We start from the raw sequence: 24,531 nt of genomic DNA, 5'->3' as shown, positions 1-24,531 counted from the left end.
GAACATAGTAACGTATTCTATCGGTAGTACCGAGTGATATCTCTCATCGTTTTTATGAACCGACCTCACACTTCGGTAGTTCTCGCCACGAGCGCGGACGGTAAAATAGCGGACGCGAGTTCTAACCCGGCCCGATTTCCCTCCCAAACCGATAAAAGCCGTTTAGAAGCCCATTTAGCGGGGGTGGACGCGGCGATCTTCGGCGCGGGAACTCTACGCGCTTACGGGACGAGTCTATCGGTTCGCGATCCGGCCCTGTTACAACGACGACAACAACGGGGACTTTCCCCGCAACCGATCCAGATCGTTTGTTCCGCGTCCGGCGATCTCGATCGGGATTGGCGATTTTTCCGACAACCGTTCCCGCGTTGGTTGCTCACGGGTCCCGAGGGCGCGCGAAAATGGCCGGAGGGGTTCGATCGAGTTCTGATTCTCTCTTCGTGGCGAGAGACTTTAGACGAGTTCACCCGTCTCGGTATTCGGAATCTGGCGGTTCTAGGGGGAGGGGAATTGATCGCCTCGCTGTTGGAGGAGGGAGCGATCGACGAGATCTATTTAACGATCTGTCCCGTTCTGATCGGGGGGAAAAACGCGCCGACTCCGGTGGGGGGAAGGGGTTTTCTCGCGGGCGATTTTCCGGGGTTAGAACTGGTGAGCGTGGAATCGCTCGAGGGGGAGATTTTCGTACATTACCGTCTCGCGAGGGATATAGAAAAGGTTTCTTCCGTCCGGGAATCCTAGATCTCGTTATTTTTCTTCCGGTTCGGGAGCGAAAAGGAAAACACAGAAAGGGTTCAGGCTATGCAAACCGCGAAAATCAGTACCGATGGAACTCATCAGATCGTGATCTTACCGGAAGATTTTCCGAATTTGGGGAGTGAGGTTTATATTAAGAAAGTGGGTCAAGCGATCGTTCTAATCTCGAAAGATAATCCTTGGCAATCCCTATTCGATAGCCTAGATCAATTTTCCGAGGATTTTATGAGCGATCGAGAATGAAAGGAGAATTCGAGACTGTTATGACGATTACCTCGATCGAACTACCGATGGACGAGATCGCGGAATTTTGCGATCGCTGGCAGATTACCGAGTTCGCGCTTTTCGGTTCCGTCCTCCGCGATGATTTTCGCCCCGATAGCGATGTTGATGTTTTAGTCACCTTTTCCCCTAACGCTAGACGGGGTTTAACGGAAACTTTCCAAATGCGCGATGAACTCGAAGGGATGTTCGATCGAAAGGTGGATCTGATCGTCAAAGCGGCGCTCGATCGGAGTGAAAACTGGCTCAGACGGAAAAATATTCTAGAATCGGCAAAAATTATCTATGAATCGCGATCGAGAATCCCTCATTGATATTACTGTCGCCATTGAACGTATTCTACGTTATAGCGCTAACATCAGTCGGGCTGATTTAGAGGCGAATGACGAAAAGCTATCCGCCATTCTTTACCAGATCACGATTATCGGGGAAGCGACCAAGCGATTATCCCAAAGCTTTCGTTAGGAACATCTGGAAATTCCCTGGCGAGAGATGGCGGGAATGCGAGATATAATCGTCCATGAATACGATCAGCTTGATTTTGATGTGATATGGGATGTCGTTCACAATAAGTTATCAGAACTTCAAAGCGGTCTCTCCCTTCTACTTTCCCGATAAGTTTCTTATTTACGATGACGATTATAGAACGGGAAATTAGTACACTTCATCATGGGTTCCGATGTCGATTAAGAAAATTTCCTCTTCTTGGGTGTCTGGATTTTGAGAAAAACTGAAGACGATACGACAATCATACTCGATCGAACAAGCCCAAGCGCCCGATAATTGACCCTTGAGCTTGTGAGTCCGTAAACTAGGATCGTAGGGATCGATCTCTAATAGTTTTAGCTTTTCAGCGATTTTGGATTTTAACGCGGGATTCCGTTTAATAATCGCTTTGTAAGCCCGTTTAAAGGGCGAACTAAAAACTAGAGTTTTCATCGCTCTAATTCGGCGATAATATCATCGGCCGTTCCTCGAAAGACTTTTCCTTGTTGATATTCTTGATGAGCTTCGGCGATACTTGCGGCGATCTCCGCTCTTCTACGCTCGATCTGTCGGTTCCGAACGATATTGATTAAGTCGTCTAACTCTTCAGGGGAGAGAGTTTCGATGATTTCTAGGAGTTGGTTAAAGGGGATAGTCGGGGGCATGATCGAGAATGCGAGTGTTTACTGTATATTTTAATAAATTAATTCGCTTAGTTTTTTTTCAAAGACTGGGCTTTTAGAATTTTCTTTAATCATTAAAAAAATTCGTTCTTTGTCTTCATTCGGAATCTCTTGCAAGAAATTTATTATTTCGTGTCGAATAAATTCTTCTTGTATTATTACAGGTGAAATATTTATGGCTAAAAATATACCGTATTGATAATTATACTTCGCAACAAATTGTCGAAGCTTTCTTAAGTCACTTATAATATCTGTAGCTTGTAACTCTGGATTGCTCTTGACCTCCATAACTACAATTTGATAATCAGTGTCTGAGGGAGAATGAAACAAAAAATCTGGAAAATAATTTTTATCAAGTCGCTCAATTCCTCGCTCTTCAAAAAAAGCTCGATGAGCGTCTAAAATTTTACGCTTACTTAATTCTGCGTTTAAAAAAATACGATTGAAATGATTTTCGTATAGGTGCGACTTATTGTTTCGATGCCAGTGCATCGCGACTCTCATATAATGGTAGAGTTCGTAACAGAAGCCTCGCTCCCCATTTGTCTGTAAATAATGCTCCATATTAATATAGTCTGGAGGGATATATCGCATCTCTTGCCACCAATCTCTACCGTAATAAATCTGCTCAACTCTTTGTAAAGCATAATCTAACCAAGATTTAAATGTTTCAAATTCCATGATTTTTTTTAAATAATTTATTTGAAAAACTTTAAAAAGATGATTTATCTCTAGCGATCACCTAAAATAATCGACCGTTCGGGTACTGGTTCATGATTACTTTCCATTTCCGCTACCACTCCCTTAACTAAATTTATAATCCCTTGCAATGCCGCGACAGGAGTTTCATCGAGATGGGAGAGACTAGGAAACTCGGTACATAAACCGACAAACTCTCGATCTTCTTGCGACCAAATAATTCGATAGGTGTAATGTTTGGGATCGATCATTGTTGTCTTCGCTCACTTTTCTAGAATAGTACAATTTTAATACGATGTCAACGATATACAAAAGTTAAGAAACTTCGCCCCCTCCCCCCGCGACAAGTACATCGAAAATACCAGCGCCGCGCTCACTAAATACCAGTGCGGTACTCGGTAAATACTAGACCCCCGCACCTGAAAAAAACTCGGAAGCCTTGCCCGGTCTGGCTCGCGGGCGCGAGTGTCGGGGTAATCAGTTTAAACAACCTAACCGAGTGCAAGATAACCGCCGCCAAAAAGCCGGATGGTATAAAGGTTTCATCAATTCTAACCCTCTCGCATCGCCCTAGCCCCTCGATGATTGTCGTCGTAGGAGCGCGGGATTCGGTATACTCCCACGGAATTCAGTCGAGCCAGCTTTATGAAAGTCACCCAGGGCAAGATTAACGAACTGCTGACGCAATCGGGTTGCGAGCATAACCATAAGAAAGATCAGAAAAAGAATAAATCCTGTACTCAGGTCGCTCAACCCGGCGCCGCTCAAGGTGGTTGCGCGTTTGATGGAGCCTCGATCGCCCTCGTACCCGTTACCGATGTAGCGCATTTAGTCCACGGGCCGATCGCCTGTGCGGGCAACTCCTGGGGAAGTCGCGGTAGTCTTACCTCCGGCCCGACGATGTTCAAAATGGGGTTTACCACCGATATTAGCGAGAATGATGTGATTTTCGGCGGTGATAAGCGTCTCTACAAAGCGATTAAAGAAGTCGCGCAACGTTATCAACCCGCCGCTATTTTTGTCTATTCCACCTGTGTTACCGCGCTCATCGGCGACGACATCGACGCGGTTTGTAAGGCCGCCAGCGAGAAATTCGAGATTCCCGTTATCCCCGTTAACTCCCCCGGTTTCGTCGGCAGTAAAAACCTCGGCAACCGTCTCGGGGGAGAAGCTTTACTCGAATACGTGGTGGGGACGAAAGAACCCCCCTATACCACTCCCTACGACATTAACCTGATCGGGGAGTACAATATCGCCGGCGAGATGTGGCCGGTGATCGAACTGTTCGAGAAAGTCGGTATCCGCGTGTTGGCGAAAATCACCGGGGACGCGCGTTACGAGGAAATCTGCTACGCGCATCGGGCGAAATTGAACGTGATGATCTGCTCGAAAGCGCTGATCAATATGGCGACCAAAATGAAGGAACGCTACGGCATTCCCTACATCGAGGAATCCTTCTACGGTATCGCCGATATGAACCGATGTTTACGGAATGTGGCGGCGCAATTGGGAGATCCGGCGCTACAGGAACGGGTAGAACAGTTAATCGCCGACGAAACCGCTAAACTCGACATCGCCCTCGCCCCCTACCGCGAACGTCTCAAGGATAAGCGGATGGTACTCTACACCGGCGGGGTAAAAAGTTGGTCGGTGATTTCCGCGGCGCAGGATTTAGGGATGAAAGTTTGCGCCACTAGCACGAAGAAAAGCACCGAGGAAGATAAGGCGAAAATTAAAGAATTGCTCGGTGAAGATGGCATGACGTTAGAGAAGGGAAGTCCGGCGGAATTGCTGAACGTGATCGAGAAAACCCGTGCCGATCTTCTCGTGGCGGGAGGACGGAATCAATACACCGCGCTGAAGGCGAGAATTCCTTTCCTCGATATTAACCAGGAGCGTCACCATCCCTACGCCGCTTATTCGGGAATGGTCGAGATGGCGAAAGAGATTGATGAGGCTTTATATAGTCCCATTTGGGCGCAAGTCCGCGAGGTCGCGCCCTGGGATCGCTAACGGTAGAAACGCGAATTCGTGTCCGCTAACGAGTAACCAATCAGGAACCATGACTACTATCACCACTCCGAAAAAAGCGGTCGCCGTTAATCCTTTGAAATTAAGCCAACCTTTCGGCGCGGCTTTGGCTTTTTTAGGATTGAAAGGAACCGTTCCCTTATTTCACGGTTCGCAGGGTTGTACGGCTTTCGCCAAGACTTTATTAGTGCGCCATTTCCGCGAGGCGATTCCCCTGTCTACCACGGCGATGAACGAGGTGAGTACGGTTTTAGGGGGCGAGGACAATATTGAAACGGCGATCGCTGTCCTGCTCGAAAAGTCGAAACCCGCGATGATTAGTTTACTAACCACGGGTTTAACGGAGACTCGCGGGGAGGATATGGTCGGTATCCTGAAATCTATCCGCAAACGTCGCCCGGAATGGGACAATATACCGATTATTTACGTTTCTACCCCGGATTATAAGGGGGCGATGCAGGATGGATTCGCGGCGGCGGTGGAATCGATCGTCGCGACGGATTACGGGACTAATCCCGAAATTTACACGAATAACGTTCTCGTTACTCCTCCGGCTGGTTATTCCGCGCTTCCCTGCCCCCCGTCGAGCCACACGCACCCGCAAGTCACTATCCTCGCCAGTCCGATGTTAGCGCCGGGTGACGTGGAGGAGATTAAGGAGATGGTCGAGGCTTTCGGTTTGAAACCGTTGATGATTCCCGATCTGGCGGGTTCTTTGGACGGGCATTTAGAGGATGATTTTCATAGTGTTACGACCGGGGGCGCGACGGTGGAACAATTGCGACAGATGCACTGTTCTATTTATACGCTGGCGATCGGGGAATCGATGCGTACCGCGGCGGAAATTCTGAAAGCGCGTTTCGGGATTCAGTATGAATTGTTCCCTCGGTTAGCGGGGTTGAAAGCGATCGATAGTTTCCTCTGGCGATTGGCACAGATCGTCAACTCCCGCCACGATCCTCATGTAGAGATCCCCCCGCAGGTTCCCGATAAATATAAACGTCAACGCCGACAACTACAGGACGCGATCCTCGACACGCATTTCTATTTCGGTCGCAAACGGGTCGCGCTGGGATTGGAACCGGATTTACTCTATCAAACCAGTTGGTTACTGCACGAGATGGGGGTGGAAATTCACGCCGCGGTAACGCCGACGAAATCGCCTCTTTTAAAGGATTTACCGATCGAATCGGTGACGATCGGCGATCTGGAAGATTTGGAAATGATGGCCGACGGCGCGGATTTATTAATCACCAATTCCCACGGTGACGCGCTGGCGAAAAAGCTCGGAATTCCCCTCTATCGCATGGGTTATCCCATTTACGATCGACTCGGTAACGGTCATCGTCGTCACGTCGGCTACCGGGGAACGATGCAATTCCTTTTCGACGTGGGGAATATGCTTCTCGATTACGAGGTCGCGAACGCGCATCATTAGGAGGAGTTAGGAGTTAGGAGTTAATTTTTCTGCGAATATTTCGATCGATCTTTTCAATCCCGTCACGGAATCCCAGGTAAATCCAATGAATCGTCTAGCTGTCTTAGAGAAACCGAAAAAAAGCCCCCCAAAAAGTCCCCGTCTCCGGGTTGTTCCCGCACCCGTAGTCCCGCGAGAAGATGGTGAAGATCATCCTTTTGTCAAGGAATTAATCCGAGAATTTCGCCAACAAGATCCGTCGGGAAATTATCGGCAGTATTCTACGGAATCTCTGTTACACTCCTGGGTGATTTCGGGAAAGCGATCGAATGTGAAAAATCCGGAGATCGATCGATTGATTTCCCTACGGGTAGCGGCCTACTATCAGGCGATCGCCAAGACGATCGAGCGCCAAACCGGACAACTTACCCGCGTCTTTCTCAACCTTAACCATCAGGGAGTTAGTTCCGCGTTAATCTGTTGCGGGAATTTACTGGTGGTCAATGAATTATTGCCGAAAATTCAAAGTTTCGGGTTTGACTCGATCGACAGGCTTGTTATCGAAGCGGAAAAACTCATCGATTCCGCCGTGACGAGAATCCATCAATTTTACTAATTCTATCAGGAGTAAGCTGATGAAAGTTGCCTTTACTACGAGCGACAACGTACATATCAACGCTCACTTCGGCTCGGCTAAACAGATCGATCTCTACGATGTTTCGCCCGATGGATTTAACTTTCTCAATACCTTTGTCTTCGGGGGTGATTTAGAAGAAAACGGAAACGAAGATAAATTAGTTCCCAAGATCGAAGCGTTAAGCGATTGCGCCATTGTCTACGTCTCCACGATCGGCGGTAGCGCGGCGGCGCGGTTGATCAAACACAAAGTCACCCCGATTAAAGCCCGAAGCGAGGAAGAGAAAATTGACGACATTCTTAACGAATTAGTCAAAACCCTCAAGGGGAACCCTCCCCCGTGGTTACGCAAAATTATCCAACAGGAATCGAAGTCTTTAGACTTTGACGATGAGGATTGATTCGCTTTCAGCGTTCAGCTTTTAAAACCACTAAAAGTTGAATGATGGCAGTTTATAGAGAATAGATGATGAATTTTACCGAGTGAACTTCTGTTCTCTATTTCCTATTTTTCCCTATCACTTAATTCACGAACCGAACAACTATGACCACGACAATTACCCCCGAAATCGAAGCTTTAAACGCCTTTGTCGCCAACAACGCTTTCCTACAGGAACTCACTCGCCAGATGCGCGCCCAAGACCATTACGGAACGTTCCGCAGTTGGGAAGATCGCGTGGTTCTCGCTTCTTTCGTGGTGAGTAAAAAGAAAAAGAAAGAGATCTCCGTCGATGGCGATGTCGATCCCGTAACCCAATTACGAGTCCTTTCTTTCTACCGCGCGATCGCCGCTAATATCGAGAAAGAAACCGGTAAATTATGCCAGGTAGTTATCGATCTAAGCCACGAGGGATTCGGTTGGGCGTTAATTTGGACGGGTCGCTTAATGGTCGTTAGCCGTACCCTCCGCGACGCGCAACGCTTCGGATTCGAGTCCTATGAAAAGCTCGCCGAAGAAGGAGAAAAATTAACCAAATCTGGCGTTGAATTTATCCAACGTTTCCCCGAAGCGGCCGACGTTTAATCGAGAGATTATATCGCTCGTAATTCTAAAGATATACCGAGGAAGTACGGGCGATCGAGCCAGAGTTGTATAGCATCGAAAAGGTAATCTGTATGAGCGCTGAAACCATACCGACCCGAGAGGAAATCGATAGCCTGAAAGATCGGATCAAACGTCTGAACAGTAAAGCGGGTCAGATGAAAATGGACTTGCACGATCTCGCGGAAGGTTTACCGACCGATTTCGAGAAACTTCCCGAAGAAGCGGCGAAGACGTTCGAGATCTATCAGGAGATCGATCGACTGAAAACCCAACTCAAACAATGGGAGAAGCAAACACGATGACTAGCACTACCTTGACGAAAACACTGACCGACTTTAAAGCCCTGACTAACGCCGAAGATTATCTCAATTTCTTCGACATCTCTTTCGATCAACATTTTGTCAACGTCAATCGGTTACATATCCTCAAACAGTTCTCGATCCTGTTAAAACAAGTCGATGAAGCTTTTCCCGATCTCGACGAAACCGAAAGACTGGAAAAATATAAATTAGCCCTAACGGAAGCCTACGAGGTTTTCCTCTCCTCTAGCCCTCTCGAAACCAAACTGTTTAAGGTCTTCAACGATCGACCGAAAAATATCGTTTTATTGGGCGATATCGGCGGCGTAGAAACCACCGCGACACCGGGAGTAATGTAGCGCGATGAGTGAATTAACCCTCCACGAACTAGAGCGTTATCAACGCCAGATCATGCTTCCTGGATTCGGCGAAGCGGGTCAGAAAATCCTCAAATCTTCCACGGCGTTAGTCACCGGGGTAGGTGGTTTAGGCGGAACCGTCGCCCTCTATCTCGCGGCGGCCGGTATCGGCAAATTGATATTAGTTCGCGGGGGGGAATTGCGCCTCGACGACATGAACCGTCAGATATTAATGACGGATGATTGGGTGGGAAACCTACGGGTTTTTAAAGCGAAAGAAACGCTCGCAAAATTTAACCCCCACATCGAGATCGAGGCCATTCCCGAATATGTTACCGCGGAGAACGTCGATCGATTGGTGCGCGACGCGGATATCGCCATCGATTGCGCCTTCAACTTCGATGAACGGGATCTGCTCAACGATGCTTGCGTTCGTTGGCGTACCCCGATGGTCGAGGCGGCTATGTGCGACATGGAAGCGTATCTCACCACGATCGTACCCGGTTTTACCCCCTGTCTCTCCTGCATTTTCCCGGAAAAACCCGCTTGGGATCGCTGGGGTTTCGGGGTACTGGGCGCGGTTTCCGGAACCCTCGCCTGTCTCGCTGCGCTGGAGGCGATCAAACATCTGACCGGATTGGGACAACCCCTCTACGGACAACTGTTAACGATGGATCTCGCCAACACCACCTTCGCCAAACGTCGCCCCTATCACGATCCCGACTGTCCCGTGTGTGGTCGGGTAAGGGTTCAGGATAAGGTCAACGCGTGCGCCCTCGAACCGGAGTTAGTCCGACTTTAACCCCGCTTTTCTAACTAAAATATTCCTTTTTTTACTACCCAAGGAGTCCCCGACAATGACCGTGATTCTGACCGAAAAAGCCGCCTTCCGTTTGCGTACTTTCCTGAAAACGGCCGTCACCGAAACGAGCGAAAAAGGCGTTCGAGTCGGGGTAAAAGATGGCGGTTGTAGTGGCTACGAATACGCCCTCGATATCGTTGACGCGCCCAACAGCGATGATTTCGTTTACGAACAGGACAGAGTACCGATCTATGTCGATCCCAAAAGCGATCCCCTCATCAATGGCGTGGTGATCGACTTCGTGGAAAGCCTCACTCAAAGCGGTTTCGTTTTTAGCAATCCCAACGCGACCGATAGTTGCGGTTGTGGGAAATCTTTTTCCGCCGGTGATTGCACCCCCGCCGCCGAACCTTGTAGTTAAATTTTTCTAACTTTTCCCCACACTAAAGGAGAACAAAACCATGACCACGACTTACAAAGTTCGCCTCATCAAAGGCAAGAAAAATAAACCCGCGGAAATCGATGTGACGATCGATGTCCCCGACGATACCACGATTTTCGACGCGGCGGTAGAAGCGGGATTAGACTTACCCTTTTCCTGTCATTCGGGTTCCTGTTCCAGTTGCGTCGGTCGTATCGACGAGGGCGAAGTCAACCAAGACGATCAGGTTTTCTTAGATGAGGATCAGATCGGTAAAAAATTCGTGCTGTTGTGTGTGGCTTATCCCCGTTCCGATTGCACGATCCGCACCCACCAAGAAGCCTATCTAGTGTAAAGCCTCGTTTACAATGTGGCGCGGGGATCGCCTTCCCGCGCTTCCTCGATCGCTAAAGAGATTTCATCTTGAAAAAAAGCTGAAAGCTAAACACTCATCCTTTATAACCACGGAATTTCAAATGATTTTACTCATACTCACCTCTTCAGATTTACCTCGAAAATATTATGACAACCCTACCCGAAAAACTCGCTCAAGAATACCTTGAAATTATTCATAAATACTATCCTCGGGCGGGTAGCTTAATCGATTATTGTCACGTAAAAGTTATAGATTGTTTTATAGAAAGATTGGGCAAGCGTTGTTATTACATCGGGATTTATTGTCCGGACGAATTGATTCAATCGGTATACAAGCACCATCGAGATCTTCGAGAAGTGGCCGAAAATATGGGATTAACGGACGCGGTGTTAATGAACGCCTCGAAAATCATTCGCGATCCGATGTCGAAATTAAAAGAACAGAATCCCCGTCTCTGGCTAGAGATCTATTGGGTCGCGCTTCAAAGATTTAATTTGTAAATCCAAAATGTTCGGAAAAAACTTTTTCGATCTCTCCAAGAAAGCTAGAATTCAAGTAGTAGCGTAATCTCTCTTGAATCGTTAGTGAAAAACTGACGAACCCCGATCGAACACCTATCCCTACCAGGAGAACACTATGGCCACGTTAACTGGAACTACCCAAGGCGGACTAACTTGGGAACCGAAATTCGTTAAAGAAATCGATCAGGAAAAATGTATCGGTTGCGGTCGTTGTTTTAAGGTTTGTGGACGGAATATTCTGGAGTTACAAGCCTTGAACGAAGATGGAGAATTTATCGACGAGGACGACGGGGAAATCGTGCGGAAAGTGATGACGATCGCTAACGGTCATCTCTGTATCGGTTGTCAGGCTTGCTCGCGGATCTGTCCCAAAAATTGCTACACCCACGAAGCGCAGAATAATTAGAGGACGAAACGACTACCCATGCCAGCCACAGCCACCAAAGAACAATATTCGTGGTACGATGCCCCTCCCGAAGTGAAAGAACTTTTAGTTCTCGCGGCGGATAACTGGGAAAATACCGAACTCTCGGAAAAATACATTAACGAGGCATTAGCCCTAGCGGGGAAAAATGCCAACGTTTTAATCGGCGCATATCGTTTCTTTTTCTATAAAAGTAAAGCGGCGATCGCCCTACAAATTGCCGATCGAGTTCTGAATATGGTTCGAGAAGACGAGAACTTACCCGACTCTTGGGAAGAACTCAAACCGATTCTCCTCACCCGAGGGGGAGAACCCGCTATCCGTCTCTTTACCAACGCTTACGCGGGGAAAGGTTATCTTTTAGCGAAACTAAATCGCCTAGAAGAAGCCACCCTGATCACCTCTCGAATTAAAGAGATCGATACTAAGCGGGAATTCTGCGCCACCACGGTTTTCGAGGTTTTAACCGCGGAACCGGAAGCGGACGATTAACTCTATTATCCGGACAGGAAAACACCATGACTCAAGCGATCGATACCCCCACTACCACCATTCCCGAAGAACGTCTCGAAGCCTATTACGATCTCATCACCAAATTGATGAATTGTCCCAGTGGAGAAGAACCCGGAGTGTTAGACTCGCATCTCGATCTGATCGATCCGGGCTTTATTACTACCCTAATGCGCGTGGCTACCATGATGGCTCACGAGGATAATCAAGACGGCGCGAGATTCCTAATTTTTATCGCCCGTCAACTCTCGATCGAACTAGGTTTATACGAACCCGCACCCGCTACCGTGTAATCAGATTCGGTGGGCAATGCCCACCCTAATTTTTTCTATGAAAACCTATTCACTGGCGAAAAATACCCTGCAATGGTTAGAATCTAATCGCTATAATCCCGATGATTTAAACTGGAAGGGAGAAAACGGCGACACGGCTTTAATGAAAGCCACGAGGCAGGGAGAGACAGCGATCGTTCGGGATTTAATCGAGGCAGAAGTCGATCTGGATCTGAAAAATAATGACGGGAATAACGCCCTCTGGTTCGCCTGTTTCGGCAACTATTACGATTTAATTCAAATCCTCATCGACGCGGGAATTCCTATCGACAACCAGAACGATAACGGGGCGACGGCTTTAATGTACGCCGCGTCCGCCGGGAAAACACCCGTCGTTCAACTTCTCCTAAAAGCGGGTGCGGATTTGAACCTAAAAAATCTCGACGATTTTCAAGCAGTGGATTTCGCGAATAACGTGGAAATTTTGAGGCTCTTGCGAAATGCTACAGCAAATTGAAAGCCTCGGGAAAACCTATCACGATCGAACCAAACATTCCTATCTCTCCGTCTCGATCGATCCCAATTACGTCGATTCCTCGACACAACCCTCCGTTTATAAACGCTATCCCCGTTTCTACCGTCGATTCCCTCTAGAACCCGATAATCCCGTTCACTCTTTTATCCGCCACACCAGCGCGATCAGTTTCCGGAAAAGTTATCGGGACGGCGATTATTTTCTACGGGTAAATCCCTCCGCGGGTGCGCTGTATCCCACGGAAATCTATATCCAGATTCGTGGCATTAAAGGAATGATCGACGGGATCTATCATCTGGAAATAGAGACAGAATGTTTAACGTTAATTTATGAATTAATCGACGATGGCATCGATAGCTATCTTTTTGAGAATACCTTAATTAATGGCTTGACTTTTTTGATAGGTTGTGCATATTTCCGTTCGAGTTGGAAATATAAAAACCGGAGTGTACGCTATTGTTTCCTCGATAGCGGGCATCATCTCGGGGCGATCGAGGCATCGGCGATCGCCCACCAACGCGATATACAAATCCTTTTCGACTTCGATAAAATCGGCTTGAACACCGATCTAGGGTTAGAAAATAAAGAATTCATCACCGCTTGCGTCATCGCGGGAGAGGGGAAAGAAAAATCCGTCCGACGACTCCGGGAGAAAATTCCTTTCGTCAGCGCGACCGATTATTTTGAACCGAATTCTTTTGTCGAGATGGGCTATCGGGAAACCACCACGAATCAAACGATTCCCTATAAACGGATTCGATCGATCTCTCCCTACACGGATTTAAACTTAGAAACGATCCTGAACCGTCGATCGGCTCGTTGTTTTCGGAAAGGTTCGATTTCCCTAGCCGATTATCAAGAAATTTACCGGGTTTTAACCGCGTCGATCCCCACCGAAAGCGAGGAATCGATCGAGATTTATTCCGTCATCCATCGCGTTGACGGCTTAGAAATGGGGCTTTATCGGGGTGAAAAACTATTACAAGCGGGAGACTTTGGCGAGAGAGCGAAATATCTCTGCGTCAATCAAGCGATCGCCAGAGACAGCGCGGTAACATTCTTTTTCGCGTCCCGTTACGAAAACTATCAAACCGCGGTACAGATAGCGGGTTATATCGGTCAAAGATTGTATCTAGCCTCGCGCGTTTTGGCGATCGATTGTAGCGGGATCGGCGCGTATTTCGATGATGAGACCGCGGAGTTTTTAGGAACCGATCGAGATATTCTCTACGCGATGGCGATCGGCAGATAAAACGGAAACAATAAATGGCAAGGAAGTCGGCGTTACTTCTCTATCTCTTCCGCTTCCCTGCCGCTTTCACCTATAAATTAATTCTCCCCGTCGTTATCAATTGATACCCACCAGCAAAACTAGCGGCTGATAGACAAAATTGCCATAAGCTAGTCGGATTCAGGATCGCTCGACTACTGAGAAATACGAGTAGAATTCCCACCGCCAGAGCGATCCATCCCAAAGATTTCCCAAAACCTGGTAGGAAAAATAATAAGACAATTCCCGCGGTTAAAAACAGAATCGAGCCATCGGCCGCGATCCCCCGCCACCAGTAAGGAGAAACATTGGTGGTGAAGTAAATATTCTGACCGAGCAGGTAAATGGCGAGTAGGATGAAGACTAACCCGATAAATCTAGCTAACATAATCTCGATCGTGGATGGAAGTTACATGATCTATATCTCCACTTCGCGGCGCCGCATTCCGGAAATTTTATCGAGCGATCGACATCAACCGCGAGAGACCCATCTCTAGAATAACGGTTCTCTCGCCCCGATCGCTTCGATCGCCATCTCTCTTCACATTCCTTCTCGAACGGAAACACGAGGTTTTGCAAGGCTAAATCGAGTAATCGATGACTTCTTCTAACTTGTGTCCTTTTTTCTCGAAATCACTCAAGAAAGTCGCTTTTTTCGGTTTAATACACACTTGCTTACCGGGTTCTAACTGCAATCGGTTGTACTCTTCGCGACCGAGACACGCCATCACGATCGAACCGTCCACCAGCCCTAACTCTACTTGAATCTCCCAACCGAGATGGATCACCCGTTTCACCGTCGCGCGGCTACTTTCCCCGTCTTTTTCCGGGAGAATTTCCAGATCGTGGGGACGGATAAACACTCGCGAGTTCGAGGAATGCTGAGATAAACCCGTCATTCCGTGTAAAATATTCACCTCGCCGATAAATTCCATCACGAAAGGAGTCGCGGGATGATCGTAAATTTCCGCGGGAGATCCCACCTGTTCGATCTGTCCGTGATTCATGACAACGATCGTGTCCGCCACTTCCATCGCCTCCTCTTGATCGTGGGTGACGAAAACGCTGGTAACGTGGACTTCCTCGTGTAAACGCCGCAACCACGCCCGTAATTCCTTCCTCACCTTGGCATCCAGCGCCCCGAAAGGTTCATCGAGGAGTAAAACACTCGGTTGGATGGCGAGGGCGCGGGCTAGGGCGACTCTCTGCCGCTGTCCTCCCGATAGTTGCGCGGGATAGCGATCGCCCAATCCTTGTAGTTGGATCAAGTCTAATAACTCCTCGACCCGTTTTTTAATGCCCTGTGGCTTATGCTTGCGAATTTCCAAGCCGAAAGCGATATTCTGGCGGACGGTGAGGTGTTTAAACAGGGCGTAATGTTGGAAAACGAAACCGATATTTCGCCGCCGGGGATCGATCCGCGTGGTGTCCTGACCGTTGATAATAATCGAACCGGTGTCGGGATTCTCTAAACCCGCGATCGATCGCAACAGCGTCGATTTCCCCGATCCCGACGGCCCCAACAGCGCGACCAACTTTCCCTCGGGAATCGTCAGATTAATCTCGTTTAAAGCCTGAAAACTACCGAAACGTTTAGAAACTTGATGGACAACAATACTCATAATTTTTTTGGAGTGTAAAGTTTAGGTGTAAGGGGGGTTAGCGAAGCGTAACTCACCGACGGGAGAGGGAAAAAATATCGATCACGATTTTCCTTTGAGTTTTCGATCGGTTTTCCGTTCGAGAATTTCTTTAATAATCAAAGTAACTCCCGCCAATAACGCCAAGATCGCCGCCGCGCTAAAAGCCGCCTCGGTGAGATAATTTTTATAAGCCTGTTCGACAAAAATCGGTAACGTAGCGGTTCTGCCGAGAATACTCCCGGAAACCACCGAAACCGCGCCGAATTCGCCCATCGCCCGCGCGTTCGTCAACAGGACACCGTACATCAACCCCCAACGAATACTCGGCAGGGTAACGCGCCAGAAAATCTGCCAGTCACTCGCCCCCAAAGTCCGCGCCGCTTCCTCCTGTTCCGAACCGATTTCTTCTAGAACGGGAATCACCTCCCTCGCGACAAAGGGCATGGTCACGAAAATCGTCGCTAGAACCATTCCGGGCAACGCGAAAAGGATTTTAATGTCGGTATTTTCCAGAAACGGGCCGAACCAGCCGTTACGACCGTAGAGAAGGACGATCATCAAACCCGCGACCACAGGGGAAACGGCGAAAGGAAGATCGATCAAACTGATTAAAAAAGTTTTCCCGCGGAACTGATTTCGGGCGATCACCCACGCCGCGCATAGTCCGAAAATGGTATTTAAAGGAACCGAGATCAGGGCGATAATCACGGTTAATTTTACCGCCGCGATAAAGTCCGGGGTTCCCGACGCTTCTAGAAAGGCTTGAAATCCCTTTCGGAAGGCGTAATAAAAAACCGCCGCCGCGGGGACTAATAACAGTAAGGCGAGGTAGATCAGGGCGATGGCGATCAAAATCGGTTTAAAGTTAAACGATTTCGATCGCTCGATTTTCGGTGTCGGGTTTTCTAAGGGAATCGTACTCATACTCGATCGTGTAGGCTAACTCAATTTTTACTAGCGTTTTTATTCCGATAAGGTTTCAATGGTAAAATCTACAGATTACAGGCGGTTTTACTCCTGCCCCCTACTTAATCGTGTATTTCTGTCCCCATTGCTGTAGGAAGTTAATCACGAACAGCATGAAGAGGGAAACCAGTAATAAAACCATCCCGATCACCGTCGCCCCGGTGTAATCGTATTCTTCCAAACGTTGAAAGATTAAAACGGGCGCTATCAGGTCATTGAAGGGAATATTAGAAGAGATAATTACCACCGAACCGTACTCGCCGATCGCCCGCGCGAAACCGAGCGCGACTCCCGTTAAAATCGCGGGTAAAAGCGGGGGGAAAATCACCCGGATGAAAGTTTCAAATTCCGACGCACCCAACGACCACGCCGCTTCTTCGACTTCCTTTTCTAGTTCCTGTAAAACCGGTTGTAATGTCCGCACCACGAAGGGAAGCGCGATAAATAACATGGCGACAAATACTCCCAAACGGGTAAAGGCGATCTTGATGCCGAAAGGGGCGAATAACTGTCCGATCCAGCCGTTATCGCTATACACGGTCGCCAAAACTAAACCCGCCACGGAAGTCGGTAACGCGAAGGGAAGATCGACACAGGCATCGATAAATTTCTTCCCGAAAAATTGATAGCGAACTAACACCCAAGCGATTAAAGTTCCGAAAACCCCATCAATTAATCCCGCCGCTAAAGAAGTCACGAAGGTGACATTATACGCGGATAGAGCGACGGGTTGAGTGGCGATCCGCCAGAATTCGGAAAATTCTAACGTCAGGGATTTAGTAAAAAGTGCCAGCGCGGGTAAAACGAGGAGGATCACGAGATAACTAACCGTGATCGCCCAGGGAATAGAAATTATTTTGAGGGGATTGGTTTTCGATATAGAAGTTTGTGGGTTAGTCATTCTGTTCGTAATTTTTAAAGATTAATAATCAGCTTTTCGAGTAAACCAATCCATGAAAAGCTGATAGCCGATCGCTAAACTTTACCAATCATCGGATTCATCGAGAACGTGCGCGGAATCGTACCAGATCTCGATGTCCCGTTCGGAAAGATAGAAGATCGCGTCCTCGATCGCTCTCGAATTTCCCTGTAATTGTAAATCGAACCAACCATCATTCCTGTTCGGCGAACCGAGTAACGCGGAGATAATATTCACGTCCAGATTGTGATGGGACGCTAACCGGGAAATAATCGGTTCATCGATATAACTTTTGGGAACGCGAATCTTGATCCGTCGGCTGGTCGGTCGATCCAGTCCGGAGTGATCGAGATGTAAATCCGTCTCGGGATTATTTACCGGTTGCCACTGTCGATCAATCGTCATACTCTTACCCTCCTTGGATTATTTCTAAGCCGCTATCCGATTACTTTTTACCCGCTTTCGTGAGAATTTTATCGAAAGTAGCCCCGTCCTCGAAAAATTGTTTTTGAATCTTATCCCAGCCCCCGAGATCGGCAACCGTAAAAAGATTTTTAATTTTCGGGAATTTCTCCGCGTACTCTTTCGCGACCGTGGGATCGACGGGACGGAAACCGACTTTCGCGAACTCTTCCTGTGCTTCGGGAGTGAAGAGAAACTCTACGAAAGCTTCCGCAACTTTACGGGTGCCGTGTTTATCGACATTCTTATCGACAACGGCGACGGGACTATCGATCGAGATATTGTAATCGGTGGGAACGGAGTAGAATACTTTCTGCCCTTTCTGTCCCGCGAGAATCATCTCGTTCTCGTAGTTAATCAACGCGTCTCCCTGTCCCTGTTTAAAAAACACGTCACTAGCCTCGCGCGCGTCTTTCGGCAGAACCGGGACATTTTTAAACACGTTCTCGACGAAAGTTTCCGCGGCCGGTTCGTTTCCCCCGGCTTTTGTTACCGAACCCCAGAGACCGAGAAAATTCCAGCGCGCTCCCCCGGAAGTCTTCGGATTAGCGGTAATTACTTTAAATTTTCCACTGCCGAGATCCGACCATTTATCGATTTTCACGCTCGGATCGCGGGTAACGATCGCCCCGACAGATTTCGTCACGATCGAATCGTTCGGCGCTTCTTTTTCCCATCCTGGCTGTATTAAACCCGCTTGCTCGATTTTCTTCGTGTCCAGTGCCAGCGCTAGAGCGACCACATCCGCCTCTAAGCCGTCGATCACGGCGCGGGTTTGCGAACCCGATCCCCCGTAACTCTGCTCGAAAGTCACTTTCTGCCCGGTCTTCTTCTCCCACTGCTCGACGAACTTGGGAATGATTTTCTCGTAGGCGCTTTGAGTGACGGCGTAGGAAACCAGCGTTAGGTTGACCGGTCCCTCGCTATCGGTCGCGGTATTGGCGGTATTGGCGGTATTCGAGGAGGAACTGCAAGATACCAGCGTTCCCCCGACAATCGCGCCCGTCAGCACTAGGGATAAAAAAGATCGCGATGGTTGCATGGTCGTTCACTCCCGGTTCACAGTTCGTTCGTTTCTTTTTTCAGACGTGGTTCAATCCTATAGTATATCGACTCAAATTTCAATACATTTACGATTCAATTCCAGAACGCGACGGGCGATCGGGGAACTGTGCGAAGATAGAAGTGTCTCCAGCGTTACGATCGAGAGTATGGCTAAGAGTGCCAAAGCGACGAAACCCAACCCCATCCAACAACTCGTTCGGGGCAGTTTTCTGTTCAAGGGGTTAGAAGAGGCTTGGTTAAGCCAGTATTTAAACGCCGACGCGCTCAAGGTAGAGAAGCTGTTTTCCAACCGTCCCGTCTACACGGCGTTTCTTCCGGATGAATTTCTAGATGTTTTGTATGTCATTTTGGATGAGGGATTGGTGATCGTTCGCAGTACCCCGCTCGATCGGGTGATCGCCATTACCTACCCCGGCGGCTGTTTCGGGCAACGGAGTCTACCGTTTAGTTACGGATTGGCGAGCCGGGCTTTTCCCTGTCTCGTGGAATCCTATAAAACCACCAACGTGATCAAAATCCCCCTAGAGGCGATCGAGCGCATCCACGCCGATAACGAACTCTTCCGAGAACGTTACCGTCTTCTCTTTGAACTCCGGCAGAAATTCGAGTATCACCTGCTCAATTGTGGCAGTTATCCCCCGCAAGCGGTCGCCACCTTACTGCGCGCCCTCATCTATCAGGAAAGAGAGTTAGGCAGTCAACCGGATAAAGAGGGAATTTACACCTTCGATCTGCCGGTGGACGTGATCGCCCGCGCTTGCCAACTCAATCAACGCACCGTGGAACAGGTATTAAAAGGAATGCAACAGGTAGGAGCGATCGAGATCGATCCCTCCGGCGACGCGATCCGGGTTCTCGATCCGGAAGCCCTCAAGGAAGTCTACAGCGCCACGCGGGATAAAGTGAACTGGTGGCCTCTACGGTAACTCGCTCCCGAATCGTTAACGGGGCGAGATACACTAGAAAGGAATCTCTGGAACGAGGCTATCGGGGGCCGATCGATGAATAACAATTTTTTCCGTACCTATTCTGTCAACGATTCGGGGTTAGGGTGTCTGGTTTCCCTGATTTTGATGGGATTATTGTTAGGCTCGATCGGGTTGGGCTGGATCGTCAACGGTTTTTTAATTTTCGTCGCGTTTTTAACGATCGCTCCCGTTATCGGCTGGTGGGGGTTCCGTTGGTGGCTCCGGAAAAATCTCGTCGAGGATCGCTGTCCGGCCTGCAATTACGAGTTCACCGGTTTTAATCGGAGCGAGTGCCAGTGTCCCAACTGTGGCGAACCGATTAAAGTCGAGGGTGGAAAATTCACGCGGGTTCTACCCCCCGACACGATCGACGTGGAAGCGATCGAGATTCCCGTCCAAGCGATCGATGTGGAAAGAGAATCGTAAACGAAAAGTACCCTGCAAACCGCGCCCCGAAATCTCACTTTAGAGGCATTTTTACAACTTCCCGAAACGCGGCCGGCCTCCGAATTTATTCACGGAAAAATTTACCAAAAAGCCATGCCGCGAGGAGAACACAGCCGCTTACAATACAAGTTCTGTTCGACGGTCAATCAAATAGCCGAACCCGCGAAAATTGCCTGTGCATTTCCAGAATTACGCTGTATATTCGGCGGTCACGCTATCGTTCCCGATGTGGCGGTATTCCGCTGGGAAGGGATTCCCCGCGACGCGAGCGGACGGGTAGCGAACCGTTTCGAGAGCGCTCCCGATTGGTCGATCGAAATACTATCTCCCGATCGAAGCTTGACCAAAGTATTAGAAAATCTATTATTATGTTCGCGGTACGGTACCGAATTAGGGTGGTTAATCAACCCGATCGAAGAAATCATTCTCGCGATCTTTCCCGAACAGCGAATTGAAATATTCCGGGGAGAGACATCCTTACCGATTTTACCCGGCATCGAAATCGAACTAACCGTCGATCGGGTGTTCGCGTGGTTACAGATCTAGTCAACCGAGAGATACGGGAAATCGATCGGGATTCTCGTCCCATCGATAGCGTTGAACCCGCGTTTTTCCCGACCGCGAGAACAGGAGAATCTCCCCGTTTTATTCGAGTCCATCGTCGAGTTGATCTTCGAGTTCATCGAAGAGAAGTTCTTCGAGAATCGGCTGGAGTTCCTCGTCATCGGGAGAAAGCAATTCTATTTTTTTTCTATCCTCGTCCGAAGTGGCCAGGAACAAAAGCGGAGCGAGCGGGGTATAGATCGAGTATTTTTGATCCTCGAAAAAGAAGCTCGCCAAGAATTGTAATTCTTCCGGCTCTTCGGTGGTTTGTCCCTCGGAATCTATCTCCAGACTAAGAACATTATCGTCCTCTAGCGGGGGTAATTCACCGCTCACCGTCAAAGTATGGGCGGTAAATTTTAGCTGGAGATCCAACTCCGCCAAGACCGCTTTCGCGTCCGCGAAAATCTTCTCGATCTCCTCGCTATCCTCGATTAAAAACGCGTCGGATTCTTCATCCTCGGCCTCTTCTTCCCAGGCTAGGATCATCACGGGAGTATCGACGGGAGCGAGGAGAATATAGGTGAGAGCGTTGCGGCCGGGAGGGGTATATTCTTTGTCAAGATAGCAATCCAGCGATCGACCTTGTTCATCCCATAAGGTCACGATCGGCGTTTCTTCAAATTCTTCTTCAAAATCAAATTGAGAGGGGGCCATAGGAGCGCGAACGGTATTGATTGAACCAGAATATCACGAGATGTATCCCCTAGGGGTCAAACCAAGGATTCTCCTGTAGGTGTTGAAAACCGCGAGCGTCGGTCAAATTGTATTGCAGGGGGGTGATAGTAATAAAATTCTCGCGGATCGCCCGCACGTCCGTGGGAACCTCCGACGGTAGGTGCGTGTAGTCCGGCTGTTCTATATCCTCGACCACCTCCCCCACCAACCAGTAATAGCTTTTTCCCCGCGGGTCGAGACGTTTCTCGAAGGTTTCCTCGTAGCGCCGCAATCCCTGACGGGTGATCCGCACCCCCCGGATGGCCGACGCGCTCACCGCGGGAACGTTGACATTGAGTAGGGTGGGAACCGGAAAGGGATGACGGGCGATTTTCGTCACCAGCGACAGGGCGAAATCGGCGGCCGGTTGGAAATCGACAACGGTAAAACTGGCCAGACTGATGGCGATGCTGGGAATCCCCTCGATCAAGCCCTCCATCGCGGCGGAAACCGTCCCCGAATAGAGAATATCCGTGCCGAGATTGGAACCGTGATTGATGCCCGCGAGAACGAGATCGGGACGTTCTTTTAAAACGCCACTGAGCGCGAATTTCACCGAGTCCGCGGGAGTCCCGGAACAGGACCAGGCGACCGCGTTCGGATGGAAAATGCCCTCCACTCGCTCCGCGCGGATGGGATGGTGTAGCGTTAACCCGTGTCCGGTGGCCGATCGCTCCCCATCGGGACAGACCACGGTGACACGATGCCCCGCGCCCGCCAGCGTGTTCGCCAAAGTCCGGACTCCGAGCGCGGAAATCCCGTCATCGTTACTGATCAGTAGGTGGAGCGATTCGGTGGTCATGCCGGAGAGAATTTTTACCGCGTTCGATCGTAGTATTCTATAATAGTATTCTGGAAAGTTATCGTGGGTACGTAGCTCAGAGGATAGAGCACCAGGTTCCGGTCCTGGGTGTCGGGGGTTCGACTCCCTCCGTACTCGTTTTCCCTAAAATCAATCGAGCTAGGGACTCTCTCGCCCAACACGCGCGACCGAAACCTAGTCGCTCTCTCTCAACTCTCTCCCTTAAGCGACTTGCATAAAAGTGAAAATTTGTCAACTACCTATCGGTAGCGGTCGATAATCACACCGGGAAGTCTCTAGGCGGTAACGCGATCGCCCCGAAAATAGCCCTGACAGACACGGTACCCATCCCGGTGAGGGAACGTGACTGGCATGGTCTCCACCATTTCGACACTCACGCTATCACGATCGCCGTCGCGATATCTCTCTCGGTTTGACTATTCGGTTCACGCTACTTAGGTCAACTCTAAGCGTATTACGTCTGTCAAGAGTGCATAGCATATATGTAGTGCGCGTGTATCGACCGAACCCTTGCTATAGATACCTTTCAGCCATTTCGCCGTTCAAGTGCGCGATCTCGGTCGGTACGGTTTCCCCTTCATTCAGTCCCCTATCGTGTCTTCTAGGGGGCGAAAACCCATCGTAAAATCGATGTTTGTTTAGCACCTAGGAATTTATCAAACTTAGATCTATTTCCCTATCAGCTTTACTGATAGGTACTGCCTCCCGCTCGGGGAATGGGGGAGGGAATTGACAAATTTTTCCTAGTAGGCTTATAGTCGAGCCGAGTGACCCCGCCTTAGAAGCTGGATGATGGGCGTGGAAAATACCTGACGACGAGTAATGCAAGGGATGGGCGTTGAGGGATTTGAACCCCCGGCATCCTGCTTGTAAGGCAGGCGCTCTACCGCTGAGCTAAACGCCCGAATGCACTTTATCTAGTATAGCATAGATTTTGAAAAAAGTATCTTTTTTTTCGATCGATGCCTTCTGGTAAAACTCACGATCGCCTGACGCTCCTCTTTTTACCCCCGATCGCCGGGATGGGTTTCCTCGTCAGCGGTAGCGGGGCTTTAACCCTGTTATTAGCGGGAAGTTACCTGTTTAGCGGCTTTATGTTCGGGCCGGATCTCGACATCCACTCCGTACAGTACAAGCGCTGGGGAATCCTACGCTGGCTATGGCTTCCCTATCGATCGATGATCCGCCATCGCGGTTGGCTGTCCCACGGGCCGATCGTCGGTACGCTGTTCCGTCTGTTTTACTTCGGTAGTTTTCTCCTCTTGGTCGCGATCGTCGCGTTGGGGTGTCTGCAACTATTCGGGGCGATCGTTCCCGATTGGCGCGCTTTCCCGGAACGAGCGATCGATTTCTACGCGCGATACCCCCGCGAATCGATCGCTTTTCTCGTCGGCCTGGAATTGGGCGCGATGAGTCACAGCCTCAGCGATTGGATCGGTTCGGCGATCAAACGGAAAAAACGAGCGAAAACCAAACCTTCCCGAAAACGATCCCCTTCGCGGACGCGACGGAAATAAACTCGCGGGCGAAAAACCGAATCTCCCGACGGGAGAGAATTCAAGAGCCGGAAGTTGGAAAAATCCCTCGCTAGTTCGGGAAACCGTACCGATCGAGCGGTTGCCGGGAGAATCCCAAGTTCGCTAAATTAGCACTCGGAAGGGAAGAGTGCTAATCTAAAAAAGCGACACTTACCCTCGATTGAAGAAACACGGAGGATCTTTCATGGCAGCAATCAGCATCAACGTGGCGACCGTTAAACCCCTAGGCGATCGAGTTTTCGTCAAAGTTAGCCCCTCGGAAGAAAAAACCGCCGGTGGTATTTTACTCCCCGACACCGCCAAAGAGAAACCCCAGATCGGCGAAGTGGTCGCGGTCGGCCCTGGCAAACGCAACGACGATGGCAGTCGCGCCCCCCTAGAAGTGAAAGTCGGCGATAAAGTTCTCTATTCCAAATACGCCGGAACCGACATCAAACTCGGCGGTGAAGAATACGTTCTCCTGTCCGAAAAAGACATTCTCGCGGCTGTTGCCTAATCTGGCTTAGATTCCAGCATTTTTCGTCGGGATGAGGAGTCAGGAGCCAGTCGTCAGGAG

At 49.2% G+C, this 24,531-nt stretch carries 36 protein-coding genes, 2 tRNA genes and 1 pseudogene; 26 read left to right on the top strand and 13 right to left on the bottom strand.

Translation table 11 applies throughout. From position 1 onward, the window contains the following. Positions 1 to 54: 54 nt before the first annotated feature. From V0288_RS07910 to V0288_RS07895, 4 genes and pseudogenes are all read left to right on the top strand, one after another. Positions 55 to 741 carry a RibD family protein gene (locus V0288_RS07910; protein ID WP_332864533.1) on the top strand — a complete coding sequence of 229 codons (687 nt, stop codon included), beginning with the start codon at positions 55 to 57 and terminating at the stop codon, positions 739 to 741. Positions 742 to 801: 60 nt separating this feature from the next. Further along, a complete protein-coding gene (locus V0288_RS07905) occupies positions 802 to 999 on the top strand; it encodes an antitoxin (RefSeq protein ID WP_332864532.1) in 198 nt (65 codons plus the stop codon). Between the two features lie 47 nt (positions 1,000 to 1,046). Then, positions 1,047 to 1,352, top strand: a complete 306-nt coding sequence (locus V0288_RS07900; protein ID WP_422661932.1) for a nucleotidyltransferase family protein — start codon at positions 1,047 to 1,049, stop codon at positions 1,350 to 1,352. Further along, positions 1,324 to 1,656 (top strand): annotated as a pseudogene (locus V0288_RS07895) (HepT-like ribonuclease domain-containing protein). The gene V0288_RS07900 and the pseudogene V0288_RS07895 overlap by 29 nt, the downstream one beginning before the upstream one ends. A gap of 36 nt (positions 1,657 to 1,692) precedes the next feature. Here V0288_RS07895 and V0288_RS07890 read toward each other — a convergent pair. The 4 genes from V0288_RS07890 to V0288_RS07875 are packed head-to-tail and all read right to left on the bottom strand — an operon-like array spanning position 1,693 to position 3,157. Continuing rightward, positions 1,693 to 1,977, bottom strand: a complete 285-nt coding sequence (locus V0288_RS07890) for a type II toxin-antitoxin system RelE/ParE family toxin (protein ID WP_332864530.1) — start codon at positions 1,975 to 1,977, stop codon at positions 1,693 to 1,695. Next, a complete protein-coding gene (locus tag V0288_RS07885; RefSeq protein WP_332864529.1) occupies positions 1,974 to 2,189 on the bottom strand; it encodes a hypothetical protein in 216 nt (71 codons plus the stop codon). The genes V0288_RS07890 and V0288_RS07885 overlap by 4 nt, the downstream gene beginning before the upstream one ends. Before the next feature lie 30 nt (positions 2,190 to 2,219). Further along, entirely contained in the window at positions 2,220 to 2,888 is a 669-nt protein-coding gene (locus V0288_RS07880) for a hypothetical protein (protein ID WP_332864528.1), read from the bottom strand. Positions 2,889 to 2,938: 50 nt separating this feature from the next. Beyond that, the gene (locus V0288_RS07875) at positions 2,939 to 3,157 is read right to left on the bottom strand and encodes a hypothetical protein (RefSeq protein ID WP_332864527.1); all 219 of its coding nucleotides are present in this window, start codon (positions 3,155 to 3,157) and stop codon (positions 2,939 to 2,941) included. A gap of 394 nt (positions 3,158 to 3,551) precedes the next feature. Here V0288_RS07875 and nifE point away from each other — a divergent pair, with 394 nt between their 5' ends. The 16 genes from nifE to V0288_RS07795 all read left to right on the top strand — a co-directional run bounded on the left by nifE (position 3,552) and on the right by V0288_RS07795 (position 13,806). Next, positions 3,552 to 4,919, top strand: a complete 1,368-nt coding sequence (gene nifE / locus V0288_RS07870; protein WP_332864526.1) for a nitrogenase iron-molybdenum cofactor biosynthesis protein NifE — start codon at positions 3,552 to 3,554, stop codon at positions 4,917 to 4,919. Positions 4,920 to 4,968: 49 nt separating this feature from the next. Continuing rightward, a complete protein-coding gene (gene nifN / locus V0288_RS07865) occupies positions 4,969 to 6,375 on the top strand; it encodes a nitrogenase iron-molybdenum cofactor biosynthesis protein NifN (RefSeq protein ID WP_332864525.1) in 1,407 nt (468 codons plus the stop codon). A gap of 85 nt (positions 6,376 to 6,460) precedes the next feature. Then, positions 6,461 to 6,970 (top strand): DUF269 domain-containing protein, encoded by a 510-nt coding sequence (locus tag V0288_RS07860; RefSeq protein WP_332864524.1) that lies wholly within the window; start codon positions 6,461 to 6,463, stop codon positions 6,968 to 6,970. 19 nt (positions 6,971 to 6,989) lie between these two features. Further along, positions 6,990 to 7,391 carry a nitrogen fixation protein NifX gene (nifX, locus tag V0288_RS07855; protein WP_332864523.1) on the top strand — a complete coding sequence of 134 codons (402 nt, stop codon included), beginning with the start codon at positions 6,990 to 6,992 and terminating at the stop codon, positions 7,389 to 7,391. Between the two features lie 143 nt (positions 7,392 to 7,534). Further along, complete coding sequence (locus tag V0288_RS07850; protein ID WP_332864522.1) at positions 7,535 to 8,014, top strand: NifX-associated nitrogen fixation protein; 480 nt, start codon at positions 7,535 to 7,537, stop codon at positions 8,012 to 8,014. 92 nt (positions 8,015 to 8,106) lie between these two features. Continuing rightward, positions 8,107 to 8,337 (top strand): CCE_0567 family metalloprotein, encoded by a 231-nt coding sequence (locus V0288_RS07845; protein WP_332864521.1) that lies wholly within the window; start codon positions 8,107 to 8,109, stop codon positions 8,335 to 8,337. Next, the gene (gene nifW, locus V0288_RS07840) at positions 8,334 to 8,693 is read left to right on the top strand and encodes a nitrogenase-stabilizing/protective protein NifW (RefSeq protein WP_332864520.1); all 360 of its coding nucleotides are present in this window, start codon (positions 8,334 to 8,336) and stop codon (positions 8,691 to 8,693) included. Before V0288_RS07845 ends, nifW begins: the two co-directional genes overlap by 4 nt. A gap of 4 nt (positions 8,694 to 8,697) precedes the next feature. Beyond that, positions 8,698 to 9,495 (top strand): HesA/MoeB/ThiF family protein, encoded by a 798-nt coding sequence (locus tag V0288_RS07835; protein WP_332864519.1) that lies wholly within the window; start codon positions 8,698 to 8,700, stop codon positions 9,493 to 9,495. A 55-nt stretch (positions 9,496 to 9,550) separates the two neighbouring features. Continuing rightward, a complete protein-coding gene (locus V0288_RS07830; protein WP_332864518.1) occupies positions 9,551 to 9,916 on the top strand; it encodes a HesB/IscA family protein in 366 nt (121 codons plus the stop codon). Positions 9,917 to 9,956: 40 nt separating this feature from the next. Continuing rightward, on the top strand, positions 9,957 to 10,271 hold the full coding sequence (locus tag V0288_RS07825; protein WP_332864517.1) for a 2Fe-2S iron-sulfur cluster-binding protein: 315 nt from the start codon (positions 9,957 to 9,959) through the stop codon (positions 10,269 to 10,271). Positions 10,272 to 10,438: 167 nt separating this feature from the next. Continuing rightward, the gene (locus tag V0288_RS07820) at positions 10,439 to 10,792 is read left to right on the top strand and encodes a hypothetical protein (RefSeq protein WP_332864516.1); all 354 of its coding nucleotides are present in this window, start codon (positions 10,439 to 10,441) and stop codon (positions 10,790 to 10,792) included. Between the two features lie 136 nt (positions 10,793 to 10,928). Beyond that, the gene (gene fdxB / locus V0288_RS07815) at positions 10,929 to 11,219 is read left to right on the top strand and encodes a ferredoxin III, nif-specific (RefSeq protein WP_332864515.1); all 291 of its coding nucleotides are present in this window, start codon (positions 10,929 to 10,931) and stop codon (positions 11,217 to 11,219) included. An 18-nt stretch (positions 11,220 to 11,237) separates the two neighbouring features. Continuing rightward, a complete protein-coding gene (locus V0288_RS07810) occupies positions 11,238 to 11,729 on the top strand; it encodes a hypothetical protein (RefSeq protein WP_332864514.1) in 492 nt (163 codons plus the stop codon). A 26-nt stretch (positions 11,730 to 11,755) separates the two neighbouring features. Next, positions 11,756 to 12,040 (top strand): hypothetical protein, encoded by a 285-nt coding sequence (locus V0288_RS07805; protein ID WP_332864513.1) that lies wholly within the window; start codon positions 11,756 to 11,758, stop codon positions 12,038 to 12,040. A gap of 37 nt (positions 12,041 to 12,077) precedes the next feature. Further along, a complete protein-coding gene (locus V0288_RS07800) occupies positions 12,078 to 12,536 on the top strand; it encodes an ankyrin repeat domain-containing protein (RefSeq protein ID WP_332864512.1) in 459 nt (152 codons plus the stop codon). Beyond that, complete coding sequence (locus V0288_RS07795; protein WP_332864511.1) at positions 12,520 to 13,806, top strand: nitroreductase family protein; 1,287 nt, start codon at positions 12,520 to 12,522, stop codon at positions 13,804 to 13,806. The genes V0288_RS07800 and V0288_RS07795 overlap by 17 nt, the downstream gene beginning before the upstream one ends. Positions 13,807 to 13,876: 70 nt before the next feature. Here the strand turns inward: V0288_RS07795 and V0288_RS07790 are convergent, their stop codons facing one another. The 6 genes from V0288_RS07790 to V0288_RS07765 form a co-directional block, all read right to left on the bottom strand. Then, positions 13,877 to 14,212 (bottom strand): hypothetical protein, encoded by a 336-nt coding sequence (locus V0288_RS07790; RefSeq protein ID WP_332864510.1) that lies wholly within the window; start codon positions 14,210 to 14,212, stop codon positions 13,877 to 13,879. A gap of 193 nt (positions 14,213 to 14,405) precedes the next feature. Further along, on the bottom strand, positions 14,406 to 15,446 hold the full coding sequence (locus V0288_RS07785; protein ID WP_332864509.1) for a sulfate/molybdate ABC transporter ATP-binding protein: 1,041 nt from the start codon (positions 15,444 to 15,446) through the stop codon (positions 14,406 to 14,408). Between the two features lie 81 nt (positions 15,447 to 15,527). Continuing rightward, a complete protein-coding gene (gene cysW / locus V0288_RS07780; protein WP_332864508.1) occupies positions 15,528 to 16,391 on the bottom strand; it encodes a sulfate ABC transporter permease subunit CysW in 864 nt (287 codons plus the stop codon). A gap of 100 nt (positions 16,392 to 16,491) precedes the next feature. Further along, on the bottom strand, positions 16,492 to 17,334 hold the full coding sequence (gene cysT / locus V0288_RS07775) for a sulfate ABC transporter permease subunit CysT (protein WP_332864507.1): 843 nt from the start codon (positions 17,332 to 17,334) through the stop codon (positions 16,492 to 16,494). 81 nt (positions 17,335 to 17,415) lie between these two features. Then, complete coding sequence (locus V0288_RS07770; protein WP_332864506.1) at positions 17,416 to 17,757, bottom strand: NIL domain-containing protein; 342 nt, start codon at positions 17,755 to 17,757, stop codon at positions 17,416 to 17,418. Between the two features lie 40 nt (positions 17,758 to 17,797). Next, positions 17,798 to 18,856, bottom strand: coding sequence for a sulfate ABC transporter substrate-binding protein (locus V0288_RS07765; protein WP_332864505.1), 1,059 nt, complete (start codon positions 18,854 to 18,856; stop codon positions 17,798 to 17,800). A 169-nt stretch (positions 18,857 to 19,025) separates the two neighbouring features. On the opposite strand from V0288_RS07765, the gene V0288_RS07760 reads away from it, so the two are divergent. The 3 genes from V0288_RS07760 (at position 19,026) to V0288_RS07750 (ending at position 20,840) form a co-directional block, all read left to right on the top strand. After that, on the top strand, positions 19,026 to 19,805 hold the full coding sequence (locus V0288_RS07760) for a Crp/Fnr family transcriptional regulator (RefSeq protein WP_332864504.1): 780 nt from the start codon (positions 19,026 to 19,028) through the stop codon (positions 19,803 to 19,805). 75 nt (positions 19,806 to 19,880) lie between these two features. Next, the gene (locus tag V0288_RS07755) at positions 19,881 to 20,273 is read left to right on the top strand and encodes a hypothetical protein (RefSeq protein WP_332864503.1); all 393 of its coding nucleotides are present in this window, start codon (positions 19,881 to 19,883) and stop codon (positions 20,271 to 20,273) included. Between the two features lie 12 nt (positions 20,274 to 20,285). Then, entirely contained in the window at positions 20,286 to 20,840 is a 555-nt protein-coding gene (locus tag V0288_RS07750) for a Uma2 family endonuclease (protein ID WP_332864613.1), read from the top strand. Positions 20,841 to 20,939: 99 nt separating this feature from the next. Here the strand turns inward: V0288_RS07750 and V0288_RS07745 are convergent, their stop codons facing one another. Further along, positions 20,940 to 21,554: a DUF3727 domain-containing protein gene (locus V0288_RS07745; RefSeq protein ID WP_332864502.1), complete on the bottom strand. Its 615-nt coding sequence runs from the start codon at positions 21,552 to 21,554 to the stop codon at positions 20,940 to 20,942. Positions 21,555 to 21,603: 49 nt separating this feature from the next. Continuing rightward, entirely contained in the window at positions 21,604 to 22,416 is an 813-nt protein-coding gene (gene surE, locus V0288_RS07740; RefSeq protein ID WP_332864501.1) for a 5'/3'-nucleotidase SurE, read from the bottom strand. Between the two features lie 65 nt (positions 22,417 to 22,481). Between surE and V0288_RS07735 the strand changes: the two genes are divergently transcribed. Further along, positions 22,482 to 22,554, top strand: a tRNA-Arg gene (locus tag V0288_RS07735). 715 nt (positions 22,555 to 23,269) lie between these two features. Here V0288_RS07735 and V0288_RS07730 read toward each other — a convergent pair. Next, positions 23,270 to 23,341 (bottom strand) — tRNA-Val (locus V0288_RS07730). Positions 23,342 to 23,399: 58 nt separating this feature from the next. Between V0288_RS07730 and V0288_RS07725 the strand changes: the two genes are divergently transcribed. Both V0288_RS07725 and groES read left to right on the top strand, forming a co-directional pair. Further along, positions 23,400 to 23,954, top strand: coding sequence for a metal-binding protein (locus V0288_RS07725; protein ID WP_332864500.1), 555 nt, complete (start codon positions 23,400 to 23,402; stop codon positions 23,952 to 23,954). 205 nt (positions 23,955 to 24,159) lie between these two features. Continuing rightward, a complete protein-coding gene (groES, locus tag V0288_RS07720) occupies positions 24,160 to 24,471 on the top strand; it encodes a co-chaperone GroES (RefSeq protein ID WP_332864499.1) in 312 nt (103 codons plus the stop codon). The last annotated feature ends 60 nt before the right edge of the window (positions 24,472 to 24,531 follow it).

This window comes from Pannus brasiliensis CCIBt3594 (assembly GCF_036688125.1).
GTDB classification, from domain to species: Bacteria; Cyanobacteriota; Cyanobacteriia; order Cyanobacteriales; family Microcystaceae; genus Pannus; species Pannus brasiliensis.
This window is presented reverse-complemented; position numbering and strand designations above follow the sequence as displayed.